Annotated in this window: 15 protein-coding genes and 1 tRNA gene; 6 read left to right on the top strand and 10 right to left on the bottom strand. The window is 66.6% G+C overall.

All coding sequences use genetic code 11. From position 1 onward, the window contains the following. Positions 1-61: 61 nt before the first annotated feature. The gene (gene cwsA, locus MNAB215_RS09030; protein WP_077078570.1) at positions 62-487 is read right to left on the bottom strand and encodes a cell wall synthesis protein CwsA; all 426 of its coding nucleotides are present in this window, start codon (positions 485-487) and stop codon (positions 62-64) included. 130 nt (positions 488-617) lie between these two features. On the opposite strand from cwsA, the gene MNAB215_RS09025 reads away from it, so the two are divergent. Further along, the gene (locus MNAB215_RS09025; protein ID WP_077078571.1) at positions 618-1,166 is read left to right on the top strand and encodes a peptidylprolyl isomerase; all 549 of its coding nucleotides are present in this window, start codon (positions 618-620) and stop codon (positions 1,164-1,166) included. A gap of 25 nt (positions 1,167-1,191) precedes the next feature. On the opposite strand, the gene MNAB215_RS09020 is transcribed toward MNAB215_RS09025, so the two are convergent. Together MNAB215_RS09020 and crgA are read right to left on the bottom strand one after the other, a co-directional pair. Beyond that, positions 1,192-1,641 carry a PH domain-containing protein gene (locus tag MNAB215_RS09020; RefSeq protein WP_077078572.1) on the bottom strand — a complete coding sequence of 150 codons (450 nt, stop codon included), beginning with the start codon at positions 1,639-1,641 and terminating at the stop codon, positions 1,192-1,194. 131 nt (positions 1,642-1,772) lie between these two features. Further along, positions 1,773-2,054, bottom strand: coding sequence for a cell division protein CrgA (gene crgA / locus MNAB215_RS09015; protein WP_077078573.1), 282 nt, complete (start codon positions 2,052-2,054; stop codon positions 1,773-1,775). A gap of 122 nt (positions 2,055-2,176) precedes the next feature. On the opposite strand from crgA, the gene MNAB215_RS09010 reads away from it, so the two are divergent. After that, the gene (locus tag MNAB215_RS09010; protein WP_077078574.1) at positions 2,177-2,920 is read left to right on the top strand and encodes a DUF881 domain-containing protein; all 744 of its coding nucleotides are present in this window, start codon (positions 2,177-2,179) and stop codon (positions 2,918-2,920) included. Positions 2,921-2,958: 38 nt separating this feature from the next. Next, positions 2,959-3,657, top strand: coding sequence for an aminodeoxychorismate/anthranilate synthase component II (locus MNAB215_RS09005; RefSeq protein WP_077078575.1), 699 nt, complete (start codon positions 2,959-2,961; stop codon positions 3,655-3,657). Here MNAB215_RS09005 and pknB read toward each other — a convergent pair. The 7 genes from pknB to MNAB215_RS08970 form a co-directional block, all read right to left on the bottom strand. Next, positions 3,635-5,512, bottom strand: a complete 1,878-nt coding sequence (pknB, locus tag MNAB215_RS09000; protein WP_077078576.1) for a Stk1 family PASTA domain-containing Ser/Thr kinase — start codon at positions 5,510-5,512, stop codon at positions 3,635-3,637. The genes MNAB215_RS09005 and pknB overlap by 23 nt on opposite strands. Continuing rightward, the gene (locus tag MNAB215_RS08995; protein ID WP_077078577.1) at positions 5,509-6,840 is read right to left on the bottom strand and encodes a serine/threonine-protein kinase; all 1,332 of its coding nucleotides are present in this window, start codon (positions 6,838-6,840) and stop codon (positions 5,509-5,511) included. The genes pknB and MNAB215_RS08995 overlap by 4 nt, the downstream gene beginning before the upstream one ends. After that, positions 6,837-8,315: a D,D-transpeptidase PbpA gene (pbpA, locus tag MNAB215_RS08990; RefSeq protein WP_077078578.1), complete on the bottom strand. Its 1,479-nt coding sequence runs from the start codon at positions 8,313-8,315 to the stop codon at positions 6,837-6,839. The genes MNAB215_RS08995 and pbpA overlap by 4 nt, the downstream gene beginning before the upstream one ends. Next, complete coding sequence (locus MNAB215_RS08985; protein ID WP_077078579.1) at positions 8,312-9,721, bottom strand: FtsW/RodA/SpoVE family cell cycle protein; 1,410 nt, start codon at positions 9,719-9,721, stop codon at positions 8,312-8,314. Before MNAB215_RS08985 ends, pbpA begins: the two co-directional genes overlap by 4 nt. Next, positions 9,718-11,238 carry a PP2C family protein-serine/threonine phosphatase gene (locus MNAB215_RS08980; RefSeq protein WP_077078580.1) on the bottom strand — a complete coding sequence of 507 codons (1,521 nt, stop codon included), beginning with the start codon at positions 11,236-11,238 and terminating at the stop codon, positions 9,718-9,720. The genes MNAB215_RS08985 and MNAB215_RS08980 overlap by 4 nt, the downstream gene beginning before the upstream one ends. Beyond that, positions 11,235-11,702 carry an FHA domain-containing protein FhaB/FipA gene (locus tag MNAB215_RS08975; RefSeq protein WP_077078581.1) on the bottom strand — a complete coding sequence of 156 codons (468 nt, stop codon included), beginning with the start codon at positions 11,700-11,702 and terminating at the stop codon, positions 11,235-11,237. The genes MNAB215_RS08980 and MNAB215_RS08975 overlap by 4 nt, the downstream gene beginning before the upstream one ends. A 124-nt stretch (positions 11,703-11,826) precedes the next feature. Further along, positions 11,827-13,533, bottom strand: a complete 1,707-nt coding sequence (locus tag MNAB215_RS08970; RefSeq protein ID WP_077078582.1) for an FHA domain-containing protein — start codon at positions 13,531-13,533, stop codon at positions 11,827-11,829. 253 nt (positions 13,534-13,786) lie between these two features. Between MNAB215_RS08970 and MNAB215_RS08965 the strand changes: the two genes are divergently transcribed. From MNAB215_RS08965 to MNAB215_RS08960, 3 genes are all read left to right on the top strand, one after another. Next, positions 13,787-13,872: transfer RNA gene (locus MNAB215_RS08965), tRNA-Leu, on the top strand. Positions 13,873-13,962: 90 nt separating this feature from the next. Beyond that, positions 13,963-14,127 (top strand): hypothetical protein, encoded by a 165-nt coding sequence (locus MNAB215_RS29690; protein ID WP_165691553.1) that lies wholly within the window; start codon positions 13,963-13,965, stop codon positions 14,125-14,127. A 26-nt stretch (positions 14,128-14,153) separates the two neighbouring features. Beyond that, positions 14,154-15,041 carry an SCO6745 family protein gene (locus MNAB215_RS08960; protein WP_077078583.1) on the top strand — a complete coding sequence of 296 codons (888 nt, stop codon included), beginning with the start codon at positions 14,154-14,156 and terminating at the stop codon, positions 15,039-15,041. Positions 15,042-15,058: the final 17 nt, after the last annotated feature.

Genomic DNA, 15,058 nt, shown 5'->3' with positions numbered 1-15,058 from the left:
GTTGAACAGCAGGGAATTTCGCCTCGACAAGGCGGGCCAGCGGGCCGCGATTCCCGAGGCGCTAGGGGCGCGGCTGCACGTCGACGCTGGGCGGCCGCGGCGACGGTTCTGGGCGCGACGAACGCCGGATGATGCTGAACGCGACGGCGCCGGCGGCCAGGACCGCCACCGCGGCAACCGCGAGCACCCATGGGCGAGGCCCGCGGCGGCGCGACCGCCGGGCGTCCTGCAGCGCCTGCGGAAGGTTGGCGACCACTTCCTGCGCGGCCGCCAACTCCAGGCCGATCGTTTCTTGTGCCGCGGCGATTTCGCGGGCCAACTGGCCCCGCTCATACGCGCGACGGAGCTGTGCGGCGGTCGACCGCGCGGAGTCGACACCGAGCCCGACAACCCCACGGGTGACATCCACCGGTCCCACCGTTGAGTACGTCAGCCCCCGGGCCAATCGCTCCCGGGGCGTCAGCCGGGACTCCGCCTTTGCTCTCATCTGCCGCCTTCCTCAACGGATCGTGGAACCTACAGACTGCCACCATCAGGACGCCGTGGGTCAATTGCCCGGAGAGCGTCCGGGGCCGGACGTGGCCGAGTGACACCCGGTGCGGGCACGCCCACGGCGAGTGGCAGACTGTGTTGCCGTGACTAACAGCCCCTTTCAGACTGCCACCGCCACGCTGCACACCAACCGCGGCGACATCAAGGTCGCTCTCTTCGGAAATCACGCCCCCAAGACGGTCGCCAACTTCGTCGGCCTGGCGCAGGGCACCAAGGATTACTCGACCCAGAATGCCTCCGGCGGCCCGTCGGGCCCGTTCTACGATGGCGCGGTCTTTCACCGGGTGATCCAGGGCTTCATGATCCAGGGCGGCGACCCGACCGGTACCGGTCGCGGCGGCCCCGGCTACAAGTTCGCCGACGAATTCCACCCCGAGCTGCAATTCGACAAGCCCTACCTGTTGGCGATGGCCAACGCGGGCCCGGGCACCAACGGCTCCCAGTTCTTCATCACCGTCGGCCAGACGCCGCACCTGAATCGGCGCCACACGATCTTCGGTGAGGTGACCGACCCCGATTCGCAGAAGGTCGTCGACGCGATCGCGACCACCTCCACCGACGGCAACGACCGTCCGACCGACGCGGTTGTCATCGAGTCGATCACCATCTCGTAAGACGGCTGTTTGGCCGAGTCTGCGCTCACGGTTGTTGCCGGCCGGCGTAACCGGCGGCAGTGAGCGCGTCGAGAACCTCTAATGGGCTGGTGCCGAGGTCCCAGCGACTGAACAGCACCAGCCTTTCGTCGGCCGTTTCGACCTCGAGCAACCGCACGGTCCGCCCGTAGCGGCGGAATTCGGTGATCCGAATGATCTTGATATCGGAATGCTGCAATACCTGCGTTCGGAACCAGCCCCGGATCGCCAGGCCGGCGGGTGTAATTGCCAGCTTTGGGCGTGCGCGCCACGACGCGCCCGCAAACAAGATCAGACCCACCGCGGCAATCCCGGTCAGAGCACGCCCCGGCGGGTCTGTGACGACAGTCACACTTGCGATAGCCATTAAAACGCCGGCAACCCCGCAACCAGCGATTCCCGCCAAGCGCGGTTCCCACTGTGTTTGCTGAGCGGGCAACCTATGCCCTCCCACCATGGGCGATGCAGTTATCCACAGCAGCTATCAACAGTGGGGATAAATAACACGCGTGTGATTGGGTGCACACAAGGTTGCTGGCGTAGCGACAAATCAACGGGAAGATGAATTCATTATGTTGTGACTACTGGTCAGTGCCAGCGCATGGTGAGCAACAAACCGGTGATCATGAAGGCGAACGCGATCGCATAGTTCCAGGGGCCGAGTTGCGCCATCCAGTTCAGCGCTGCCGGGGCCTGGCTGCCGACGGCGGCTAATTGGAAGACCATCAGCCAGACGAGCCCGATCAGCATGAGACTGACGAACAGCGCGACGAACCACACGCTCGACGGTCCAACCTTCACCTTCACGGGTGTGCGGCTGACAGCGCTCACGGTGAAGTCGTTCTTCTTACGGACCTTCGACTTGGGCATGATTACCTCGGGCTTACCTCAACGACGCGATGAGCAGGACGGGGTGCAACGATTATTGCTGCAGGCAGAGCTTGGCTACGAGCCTAACTCACCTGGCAGCGTCACCAGGAAACGGAGAGTCGATGAGTGACACGCGCCGCTCGCCATGGCGGTTCGGGGTGCCGCTGGTCTGCCTGATGGCGGGACTGCTGTTGGCTGCCACTCACGGTGTGTCCGGCGGCGCCGAGATCCGCCGCAGTGATGCGCCTCGCCTGGTCGATTTGGTTCGCGAGGCGCAGTGGACGGTGGACGGCCTCAAGGCGCAGCGCGACGAGCTGGCCGCCAAGCTCGATTCGACGCACCTGCGGTCCTCCGATGCCGCGCTGGCGGCGATGCTGCGGCGCTCCGCGGAGCTGGCCGGTGAGGCGGATATGGATGCGGTCCACGGACCTGGGCTGGTGGTCACCCTCGAGGACGCCAAACGGGACGCCAACGGGCGCTTCCCGCGCGACGCCTCCCCCGACGACCTGGTGGTACACCAGCAAGACATCCAGGCGGTTCTCAACGCGCTGTGGAGTGCGGGTGCCGAGGCCGTTCAGATGCAGGACCAGCGGATCATCGCGACCTCGGTGCCCCGCTGCGTTGGCAACACGCTCTTGCTCAACGGCCGCACCTACAGCCCGCCGTACGTGATCATCGCCATCGGCAATGCGGCGGCGATGCAGGCGGCCCTGGCCGCCGCTCCGCTGGTGATCCTGTACAAGCAGTATGTCGTTCGCTTCGGACTCGGCTACAGCGAAGACGTCAAGTCCGATGTGCGGATAGTCGGCCACAGCGAACCGGTCCGGATGCATTTCGCCCAGCCGATCGGGCCCGTGAACTACTAGGGCCTACTAGGTGCTCGGGTGAACGGTAGCCTGGCACGATGCGGATCCTGGTTGTCGACAACTACGACAGCTTCGTGTTCAACCTGGTGCAGTACCTGGGCCAGCTTGGCGTCGAGGCGCAGGTGTGGCGCAACGACGACGACCGGCTGTCCGGCGCGGCCGATGACCACGCCGCCATCGCGGCGCAGTTCGACGGTGTTCTGCTCAGCCCGGGCCCGGGCACCCCGGAACGCGCCGGTGCGTCGATCAGCCTGGTGCACGCATGCGCCGCTGCGCGCACCCCGCTGCTGGGGGTGTGCTTGGGGCATCAGGCGATTGGAGTCGCGTTCGGGGCGACGGTCGATCGCGCGCCCGAGTTGCTGCACGGCAAGACCAGCAGTGTGTTTCACACGAATGTGGGTGTGCTGCAAGGACTTCCGGATCCGTTCACGGCGACGCGGTATCACTCGCTGACCATCCTGCCGGAATCCTTGCCCGCAACCTTAGAGGTGACGGCCCATACCCGCAGCGGGGTGATCATGGCCGTGCGGCACACCGAGTTGCCGATCCACGGTGTCCAATTCCACCCGGAGTCGATTCTGACCGAGGGCGGCCACCGAATGCTGGCCAACTGGCTGGAGTACTGCGGATGGTCGCGCGACGACACCCTGGTGCGCCGACTGGAAAACGAGGTCCGCGCCGCGGTGCGGCCGTATTTTCCGCCGGATCCCGCTGCTACTGACCGAACTTCAGCGTGATGACGCCGTCGCGGTTTACCCCGGCGCCGGCCGGCGGGTTCTGATAGACGACTTTGTTGCGCTGGGAGCCACCCGCGTCCACGTCTTGACCCTTGTCCAGCACCCCGGTCCAGCCCAGCGCGCGTAGCCGCGGCTCGGCGTCGGTCCAGAACATGCCGCTCAAGTCCGGCATCAGGAATTGATTGCCCTTGGACACCTGCAGCTCGATAATCGAATCGACCGGCACGGTTTGTCCCTTAGGGGGATTCGTCGCGATCACCTCACCCGCGGGCCGCGGGCTGTCCACCGCCGCCTGGGTCAGCTTGGTGAAGCCGTAGACGGTCAGGTTCTTCTGCGCGATGTCGACGGTCTGCCCCGCGACATCCGGGACCTGCTTGGTCTCCGGCCCGGAACCGACGATCACGGTGATCATGTTGGTGATTGCGGACGTCTGGTTGGCCGGCGGATTGGTCTGGATCACCTTGCCCAGCAGCTCGGGGGTCGACGGCGAGTTGGCCTGCTTGAACTTGGTGAATCCGGCGGCCTTGAGCTTGCTGACGGCGTCGGCGTAGGTCAGCGACGACACGTCGGGCACCTCGCGCTGTTCCGGACCGGTGGACACATTGATGGTGATCTCGTCGCCGGCGCCCACCGACGCGTTAGCACCGGGATCGGTGCTGATCACATGGTCGGGCGCGATGCTCGAGTCGGGCTTTTGCAGGGTGCGCGTCTTGAAGCCGCGGTTCTGCAGCGCCGCGATGGCGTCCGCCGACACCTGCCCCCGCATGTCGGGCACCTGGACGTCGCGGGTGCTGCCGCCGAAGGTGTTAAACGCGATGACGACGACGATCGTCAGGACCGCCAGCACCGCGACCGCGACAACCCAGCGACCGACCGAACCACCCGTGTTATCAGTCGCGGAATCCTCGAGACTCTGCCGAGGTAACGGGTCGGTGCGCGGACCGATGCCGGGACCGGTCGCGGTCATCAGCGAGGTCCGTTCGGCGTCGGTGAATACCTTGGGCGCCTCGGGCGTCTCCCCGTTGTGCACCCGAACCAGATCGGCCCGCATCTCCCCCGCGGTCTGGTACCGGTTGTCCGGATTCTTGGCCAACGCCTTGAGGACGACGGCGTCCAGGTCGGGGGATATGCCCTCGTGCCGTTTCGACGGCGGAACCGGATCCTCGCGCACATGCTGGTAGGCGACCGCGACGGGTGAGTCTCCGGTGAAAGGTGGCTCTCCAGTGAGGATTTCGTAGAGGACACAGCCTAGCGAGTAGACGTCGGAGCGGGCGTCGACGGTTTCGCCGCGGGCCTGCTCGGGCGATAGATATTGCGCGGTGCCGATCACGGCCGCGGTCTGGGTCACGCTGTTGCCGCTGTCGGCAATCGCACGCGCGATGCCGAAGTCCATCACCTTGACGGCGTTGGTCGTGCTGATCATGATGTTCGCCGGCTTAACGTCGCGGTGGATGATGCCGTTGCGATGGCTGAAGTTCAGCGCCTGGCAGGCGTCGGCGATGATCTCGATGGCCCGGCGGGGCGGCAGCGGGCCGTCGTTGTGCACGATGTCGCGCAGGGTGACGCCGTCGACGTATTCCATGACGATGTAGGGCAGCGGGCCGCTGGGCGTCTCGGCTTCCCCGGTGTCGTATACCGCCACGATCGACGGGTGGTTCAACGCGGCGGCGTTCTGCGCTTCGCGGCGGAAGCGCAGGTAGAAGCTGGGATCGCGGGCGAGATCGGCGCGCAGCACCTTAACCGCCACGTCGCGGTGTAAGCGGACGTCACGGGCCAAATGAACCTCGGACATGCCCCCGAACCCGAGGATGTCACCCAGTTCATATCGGTCGGACAGATGCTGAGGGGTGGTCATTGCGCTATCTCAGGTCCGGCCGCTGAGAAGGTGGGCATCAAGGGGTGAACCCAGCTCATTCCGGGCGGCCTGCTCTTGACACCAGAATTACCTATCGCCGGGCCATCCGTCCAATCAAGCCGCAGGCCCGGAGCCGATCCGTTGGGCGTCTTGGAGGCCGGCGGCGGTGCGCTCGCCGGCGGGGTCCCGGTGTCGGTGACCGTCGGGGGCGGGCTCTGTTGCTGATTGTCCCCGCGGGAGTTGATGACGATGAGCACCGCGATGATGATCGCGAGCGCGCCAAGGACCCCCGCGGCCCACAGCAACGCGCGCTGGCCCGACGAGAATGTGCGACGGGCCGGCTGTTGGCGACGACTACCCGTCGACGGCTGGGACCGGCGGGGCGGTGGTGTGCGGCCGCCGCTGGTGGCGACGGGCCTGGCCTGTGGGCTCGACGGGATAGCCGCCGGCGAGGCCCGTCCGGGGGGCGGCGTCGTGCTGGGCCGCGGGGGCCGACGGCCGGCCCGCACCGCGGCAACGGCGTCGGCGAACGGACCCCCGCTGCGATAGCGCATGCCGGGGTTCTTCACCAGGGTGATCTCGATGAGTTCTCGCACGTTGGGCGGCAGCTCGGGCGGCAGCGGCGGTGGGGGTTCCTTGATGTGCTTCATCGCGACCGTCAGCGCGCCGTCCCCGGTGAACGGCCGCTTGCCCGAAACCACTTCGTAGCCAACAACACCCAGCGAGTAGACATCGCTGGCCGGGGTTGCGTCGTGGCCAAGGGCCTGCTCTGGCGCGATGTATTGGGCGGTGCCCATCACCATGCCGGTCTGGGTCACCGGCGCGGCGTCGACGGCCTTGGCGATACCGAAGTCGGTGATCTTCACCTGCCCGGTGGGGGTGATCAGGATGTTGCCCGGTTTGACGTCGCGGTGCACCAGCCCGGCGGCGTGGGCGATCTGCAGGGCACGACCCGTCTGCTCGAGCATGTCCAGCGCATGCCGCAGCGACAGCCGGCCGGTGCGTTTGAGCACCGAATTCAGCGGCTCCCCGTTGACCAGCTCCATCACCAGGTAGGCGGTGCGGCCTTCGCCGTCCATCTGACTTTCGCCGTAGTCGTGCACGGCGGCGATCCCGGGATGGTTGAGCATCGCGGTGGTGCGCGCCTCGGCGCGGAACCGCTCAATGAACTCCGGGTCCTGGGAGAACTCCGCTTTGAGGACTTTGACCGCGACCCGGCGGCCCAGCCGGCTGTCCACGGCCTCCCACACCTGACCCATGCCACCGGTGGCGATCAGGCGCTGCAACCGGTACCGGCCAGACAGTGTCACCCCAACGCGCGGGCTCATGGGCCCCCCTGTAGCGCGGCCTCGATGACGGCCCGTCCGATGGGCGCGGCGAGCGCACCACCCGTCGCCGACAGCCGGTCGGCGCCGTTCTCCACTAACACCGCCACGGCAACCTTCGGCGCTTGGGCCGGCGCGAACGCGATGTACCACGCGTGCGGCGGTGTGTTGCGCGGGTCGGTGCCATGCTCTGCAGTACCGGTCTTGGATGCGATCTGCACGCCGGGAATGGCCCCTTTCTGCTGTGCGTCCTTCTCGGCGCCGATCATCAGCTCTGTCAGCTTAGCGGCGACCTGCGGCTGGACCGCGCGGCGCTGCTGGTAGGGCGCGGTCGTACTGATGACGGCGAGGTCTGGTCCCTTGAGGCTGTCGATCAGGTAGGGCTGCATCGTCACGCCGCCGTTCGCGATGGTAGCTGCGATCTCCGCGTTCTCCAGCGGCGTCAGGGCGACGTCCTTCTGGCCGATGCTCGACATACCCAGTGCGGCGGCGTCCGGGATGATCCCGACCGTCGACTCTGCGACCTGCAGCGGAATGACACTCGGATTGCTGTCCAGGCCGAACGAATGGGCCATGCTGCGCAGCGCTTCGGCGCCGGTGAGCAGGCCCAACTGGACGAACGCGGTGTTACACGACAGGGCGAACGCCTTGCTCAGGGCCACCGTCGGTTCGCTGCCGCACGGAGTGCCACCGTAGTTTTCCAGCGTGGCCGTGCTGCCGGGCAGCGGAATCGTCGCCGCCGCGGTCAACTGCTCGCTGTCGGTGGCGCCGGCCTGCAGCGCCGCCGCCGTCGTGATCACCTTGAACGTCGACCCGGGCGGGTAGGTCTCCGAAATCGCGCGATTGACAAGGGGGTTGTTGGGGTCGTCGCGAAGCCGCTGCCATGCCTGCGCCCGCACCTCAGGATCGTGTGAGGCCAGCAAGTTGGGGTCATACGACGGCGAGGACACCATGGCCAGAATCTTGCCGGTGGACGGCTCGAGGGCGACGACGGCGCCCTTGCAGGGCGGCCCGCCACAGCCCTGCTGCATCGCGTCCCAGCCGGCCTGCTGAACGCGCGGGTTGATCGTGGTGTCGACATTGCCGCCGCGCGGATCGCGACCGGTGAAGAAGTCGGCCAATCTGCGCCCGAACAGCCGCTCATCGGAGCCGTTCAGCAGCGGATCCTCGGCCCGCTCGAGACCCGAACTGGAATAGCTCAGCGAGTAGAAGCCGGTGATCGGCGCGTACACGGCGGGATTGGGGTAGACGCGCAGGAACCGAAAGCGGCTGTCGGTGGCGACGGAATAGGCCAGCAGTTGCCCGCCAGCGATGATCTGTCCGCGTTGCCGCGAGTACTCGTCGAGTAGGACCCGCTGATTGCGCGGGTCGGAACGCAGGCTGTCGGCCGCGAAGACCTGAGTCATAGTGGCGTTGAGCAACAACAGCACGATCAACGCCATCACGGTCACGGAGATCCGGCGCAGAGAGGTGTTCATACCCGCTCAATCACCTCGGTGTTCGACGCCGCGATCGGCGCCGCATTCTTGGCGCGGGTTCGCAGGGGGCGCCGGGCGCTGTGCGAGATGCGGACCAGGATCGCCAGTAGCACATAGTTGGCCAGCAGCGAGGAGCCGCCGTAGGACATCCACGGTGTGGTCAGCCCGGTCAGCGGAATAAGCTGGGTTACCCCGCCGACGACGATGAACAGCTGGATGGCCAGCGTCGATGCCAGACCCGCCGCCAGCAGCTTGCCGAAGCTGTCGCGCGTGGCGATCGCCGTGCGCAACCCGCGCACGATGACAATCGTGTAGAGCATCAAAATGCTTGCCAGCCCGACCAATCCGAGCTCTTCACCGAACGCGGCGATGATGAAGTCGGTCGACGCGGCCGGCACCGTGTCGGGCTGACCGTTGCCCAGCCCGGTGCCGAAGATCCCGCCTGTGGCGAAACTGAACAGCGACTGGATGATTTGATAGCCGTGGCCGTCGGGGTCGGAGAATGGGTCCCACCACATCGCTACGCGAACGCGGACATGCTCGAAAATGAAATACGCGACAACGCTTCCCGCGGCGAACAACACCAATCCCATGACAACCCAGCTAAAGCGTTGTGTGGCAAGGTAAACCACAACCAGGAACGATGCGTAGAGCAGCAGCGAGGTGCCGAGGTCTTTCTCGAAGACCATCACGCCCACCGAGATCACCCACGCCGCCAGCAGCGGCGCGAGGTCGCGCGGGCGGGGCAGCGTCATGCCCATCAGATGCTGACCGGCGCTGGTGAACAGGCCGCGCTTGGCGACCAGCACCGCCGAGAAGAAGATCAGCAACAGAATCTTGGAGAACTCTGCGGGCTGAATCGAGAAGGCCGGGAACCGAATCCAGATCTTGGCGCCGTTTTGCTCGGACAGCGACGCTGGCAGCAACGCGGGGATCGCCAGGAAAATCAGCCCCGCAATTCCGTAGATGTAGCTGTATCGGCCGAGTTGTCGGTGGTCCTTGAGAAAGGTGACCACGAGCGCGAACGCGGCGACGCCGACCACGGTCCACAGCATCTGCTGGGATGCGCTGGGGTGATGGCGTCCGCTCAGTTCGTTGTTCACCAGGTCGAGGCGGTGGATCATCACCAAGCCAAGTCCGTTGAGCAGGGCCACAATTGGCAACAGGAGTGGGTCGGTGTAGGGCGCGAAGCGCCTAATCGCCAGATGCGCGCTACCGAACACAAGCAGGAAGATCAGCCCGTAGGCGGTCAGGTCCCAGCGCAGGCCGCGCTCCTGGTTGGCCTCGACGATGAGCAACGCGGCGACGGTGATCAGCGCGGCAAAGCCCAACAGCGCCAGCTCGGCATTGCGACGGGTGGGCAGCGGAGGCGTGACCGCGACCGGTGGCTGGATTTGTGTGGTCATGCCACCGCCCGGCAGTCGATGCCCGGCTGAGGTGGCGGTGGAGGGAGCGCAGTCACCGTCTGAGAGGTAGTAGCGGTGGGCGGCGTGGTCGCGGGCGCTGCTGGGGTGGTGCTGACGGGAGGGCTAGCGGGAATCGAGCTGCTGGGTTGGCCGCTGGATGAGGGCGGGGGTCCCGGGACGCTTGGCGGTGCTGTTGCGCTGGTCATCGGGGCGGGCGATCCCGGCGGCGAAGTGGCGCGCGGCGGCGGACACGGCGGCAGTAGGGAGTTGGCGGACAATTCCCGCAACTGCGCTTCCGCGTCATCCAGGGTTCCGGCCGGAAGGCCGGCCTGAACCTGCGCGCGCTCGGCAGGGCGCAGATCCTGCAGTTGCATCACTCGGCAATCGAGGTGACTGCCGTATTGGCTGTAGCTGATCAGGGATAACTCGTTGCGGGCGTTGAGGCAGCCCACCAGATACGGCTCGTGCAGGGACATGCCCAGCAGCGATCCCTGAATTCCGCGGACGATCGACACCATGCCGTTGTAATCGGCGACGTAGTAGTTGCTGCGGATGATGGCTCGCCCGATGGCCAGGCCCGTGAGCACCAGCAGGATGGCCAGCGTGCTGACGATAATCATCCGCCGGCGCGGCCACCGCGGCCGTTGAGCCGCTTCCTCTTGTAGCGCAACAGGTTTGGCGGTTTCGCCCTTGCGGGGGCCGATCGCAGAGGCCCGGCCGGCGGAGGTGTTGGGCAGAGTGGTGAGCTGATCGTCGTCACCGGATACCGCGCCGGCGAGAATCGGCTGAGTCTGGCCGTAGTCGTAGTCGACCACGTCGGCCACCACCACCGTCACGTTATCCGGCCCACCGCCGCGCAGCGCCAATTCGATAAGGCGGTAAGCACTTTCGGCGACATCCGGGATTTGCAGCGCCTCGTGGATGGTTTCGTCGCTGACCGGGTCGGACAGTCCGTCCGAGCACAGGAGGTACCGGTCGCCGGCGCGCGCTTCACGCATCGTCAACGTGGGCTCGACCTCGTGGCCGGTCAGCGCCCGCATGATCAACGATCGCTGAGGGTGGCTATGGGCCTCTTCCCGCGTGATCCGCCCTTCGTCGACCAGGGTTTGGACGAAGGTGTCGTCCTTGGTGATCTGGGTGAGTTCGCCGTCGCGCAGCATGTATCCGCGTGAGTCACCGATGTGGACGAGCCCAAGTCGGTTGCCCGCGAACAGAATCGCGGTCAGAGTGGTGCCCATACCTTCGAGGTCGGGTTCCATCTCGACCTGGGCGGCGATGGCGGCGTTGCCGGAGCGGACGGCGGTATCGAGCTTGGCGAGCAGATCGCCACCGGGCTCGTCGTCGTCGAGATGAGCCAGCGCGGCGATCACCAGCTGAGAGGCGACCTCACCGGCGGCGTGGCCGCCCATGCCGTCGGCGAGCGCGAGCAACCGTGCACCGGCGTACACCGAGTCTTCGTTGTTAGCGCGTACCAGGCCGCGATCGCTACGGGCGGCGTATCGCAGGACCAGGCTCACGGGCGCAACTCGATTGCCGTCTTGCCGATCCGAACCGGCGTTCCGATTGGAACTCGTACCGCAGTCGTCACCTTCGCCCTGTCAAGGTAAGTGCCGTTGGTCGATCCTAGATCCTCGACGTACCATTCCGAGCCGCGCTGAGATAGCCGGGCGTGCCGCGTCGAGGCGTAGTCGTCTGTCAACACCAGGGTTGAGTCGTCGGCGCGACCGATCAACACCGGCTGTCCGCTCATGGTGATGCGCGCCCCTGCAAGCGCCCCCTCGGTGACTACCAGGTAGCGCGCGGCTTGGCCGCGCTGACGCGACGGCAGCAGCGTCCCGCGCAACGCCAAACCGCGGCGCACCATGACAGCACCGGTAGGTGCGTAGATGTCAGTTTTCAAGATCCGCAGGACAGACCAGATGAATACCCACAACAGCATTAAAAATCCGGCGCGCGTCAGTTGCAGTACTAGTCCCTGCATCTGGCGTCCTTTCCGTCCTGGCATCGCACCCGTTAGCCCGTGACTCCGAGCACATCAGCAACGTCACGATACTTGGACGGCGGTCGACGCGGGGCGAAGCACGGCAGCTTTGAGCCCGGTGCGGTCAGTGAATCCGAACGATGATCTCTGAGTGGCCCAGACGGATGACGTCGCCGTCGGCCAACTGCCACTCCTGTATCGGCGCATTGTTGACGGTTGTGCCGTTGGTGGAGTTGAGGTCCGAGAGCAGCGCGACCTGGCCGTCCCAGCGGATCTCCAGGTGACGGCGGGAGACGCCGGTGTCGGGCAGCCGGAACTGGGCGTCCTGTCCGCGACCCACGATGTTGGAACCTTCGCGCAACTGGTAGGTCCGGCCGCTGCCGTCGTCGAGCTGCAGGGTGACGTTGGCGCCGGCGGATCCGTACCCGCTGTAGCCGCCGTACCCTCCGCCCGCTTGCTGGCCGTAATCAGCTTGCTGGCCGTACTCGGGCTGCTGGCCGTACTCGGCGGACCCGGCGTAGTCGCCGGCCTGACCGTATTCGTAGTCGCGGTGTGCGGTCTCGGGGTAGCCGCCGCCTTGCGGGGGGTAGCCGCCCGGAACGCTCTCGGCGTACTGGGTGTAGTCGCCCGACTGGCCATAATCCTGCTGGCCGTATCCCTGGCCGCCTTGCTGGTAGCCCTGGTCGTAGCCGCCGCCCGGCTCATACCCGGCACCCTGCTCGGGGTATGCCGGTCGAGCCTGTTCGGTCGCCGGCGGGGGCGCGTAGCCCTCCTCCTGACGAGCGGGCCCGCGACCGTATTCGCCATAGCCGCCGTAACCGGGCTGACCGCCGCCGGGCTGACCGCCGCCAGGTTGACCGGCGCCGGGCGGGCCGTAGCCGCCGCCCGGGCGGTAGCCCTGGTCGTAGCCTTGGGCCCCGTAGCCGCCGGCAGCGGGGGGACGCTGTTCATACGACGGCGGGTAGCCGCCCTGCGGCTGGTCGGGGTAGCCGCGGCCCTGATCTTGGTATCCACCGGGAGGCGGGTAGCCGCCGGGAGCCTGATACCCGCCCGGGGGCGGGTAGCCACCCTGCTCGGGATATCCGCCCTGGGGTGGGTAGCCACCCTGCTCGGGGTAGCCGCCGCGCTGGTCGGGGTAGCCACCCTGCTCGGGGTAGCCACCCTGTTCGGGATGGCGAGGCGGTGGATATCCGCCCTGGGGTGGGTAGCCGCCCTGCTCCGGCGGGTATCCGCCGCGTGCCTCCGGCCCGCCCTGTGGGTCCTGACCACCGCGGTCGTCTTGTGGACGCGCATAGCGGTCCTCGGGGTACTCGTCGCCCGGCCGCCCCTGCCCCGGACCGCCGCGATAGCTCGGGTTGTCACTCATTGGTGGTACTCCTGGTTCTGCGCTGAACGCCTGATTTGATTGTCGCCGGGCGAGATCGCCGAGCGTCGGGCGGGGCTCGACATCGGGGTTGACAGCCCCGCGGGCGCGGAACTGGCCGGTGTGCAGGTTCGGCAGCTGCTCGAACCTGACGACCACATCACCATACGTTTGCCACCCCTGTTCATCGATATAGTCAGCCACGTGCCGCGCGAAAGCGCCTGACGAGACCTCAGAATCGGCGCCTACCTTCGCAAAGTCGTGCACACCGAGGGTAATGATGTATTCATTGGGCGCCAAAAGGCGATTTCCCTGCAGCGGCCGCACACCGTCTTCGGCTTCCCGACGCAATAGGGCTTCAACCTCTTGGGGGACGATCGATCCCCCGAATAGTCGGGCAAACGCGTCGCCGACGGTTACTTCGAGCTTGCGTTCGATGCGCGCAGCCAGCCCTTTTTGGCTACCCATGCGTCAGCGCTCACCCGCACTTGTCGCCGTATATCGCCGGCGCAAGGCAAAGGGCTTGCCGGCGTGTCGTATCACCCCAGCATGGTATCGGGATACCGCGATGCGGCGTCACCGGGAGAATTCTGAGAATCAAATCCGCGCAGTTCAAAGAGGTCTCCAGCCGGCGGCCCGGCGCCCGAGCCGTTGTTTGGGCCGGCTCAGCGGTTGGGGCGAGCGGCCACTAAAGTGATATGGTCCATCGGTTGTTTTCCCCGGGCGAGTGGCGGAATGGCAGACGCGCTGGCTTCAGGTGCCAGTGTCCTTCGGGACGTGGGGGTTCAAGTCCCCCTTCGCCCACCAAAAGCGGTTCGATGAACCGCATGCGTGGCCGCCACGAGGCGCTGTTCGGGCGACTACCCGCCCCTCAGGGTCGGCGGTAGAACTTGAGGCATGGCCGACACAGTCAAGGTCACGATCGATCGCGGCTCGGTGGCGATGGGCGACGACGTGGGGCGCTACTACGCGAAGACGCTCGGCGAGGACGAGTACCAATCCGCCGTTGCCCGGTTACATGCCGAATTATCCGACCTGGGTGAACTTCCCGGACCTGTGTAGCAAGGTGTCCATGATTAACTGCGTTCGTGCGCAGGGAATCCGGGCTGGCTCGCCGCTTCTTTGATCGGTTTGAGCCGATACACGCCGTGACGTATTTCGCGCCGGAGGCGCGGGCGGCCCTGGACGGACTGGGCTACCGGGGTTTCTGGATGGGCTACTTCGCGGCCCGCTCGGCGCCGCTCGGCATGGTGCCGCCCGAAGTCGTGACCGCCATCTTCTACAACTTCGCCCCCGAACGCGTCGCCAAGGCGCTGCCGTCGGCGTGGCAGATCGCCGGACCCGACGCCGCGCTAGGCGCCCGGCAAGACTCCGCGGTCGCGGCGCTGCGCCGGTACGGCCTCACTGCGGACGAAAAGGTCAGTGCCGCAGCGGAATTAGCGGGCAAGGCAGCACGCGAGGCGACGCTGGACGGGCGTCCGCTGTTCGCCGCGAACCGGGCGTTGCCGTGGCCGGACGATCCGCTGGCGGCGCTGTGGCATGCCGCGACGCTGCTGCGCGAGCAGCGCGGCGACGCACATGTCGCGCTGTTGGCCGCCGCCGGCGTCTCGGGCCGAGAATCCAACGTCTTGCACGCCGCGGCGGGTCGGGTCCCGCGCGACTACATCGCCCGCACCCGCGATTACGACGACGCGGCCTGGCGTCATCACGAACAACGCCTGGCCGAGCGCGGACTGCTGAACGAGGACGGTTCGCTGACGAGCACCGGCCAGCAGCTCAAGGACCACATCGAAGCGACAACGGACGCGCTGGCCCTCTCGGCGCTCGATCCGCTCAGCGACGATGAGGTCGAGACGCTATTTCGGGAGCTCACCCCGATCACCCGGGCGGTGGTCGCCGGCGGCGATGTCTCGGCGATCAACCCAATGAGCTTGCGGCGCGACGAATTACACGAGGACAGTGCGCATTTGGCCTAGCGCGGCAAGGTTCAAAG

The organism is Mycobacterium numidiamassiliense, from assembly GCF_900157365.1.
Lineage (GTDB): Bacteria > Actinomycetota > Actinomycetes > Mycobacteriales > Mycobacteriaceae > Mycobacterium > Mycobacterium numidiamassiliense.
The sequence above is the reverse complement of the archived record's forward strand: the minus strand, read 5'-3'. Positions and strand labels throughout refer to the sequence as shown.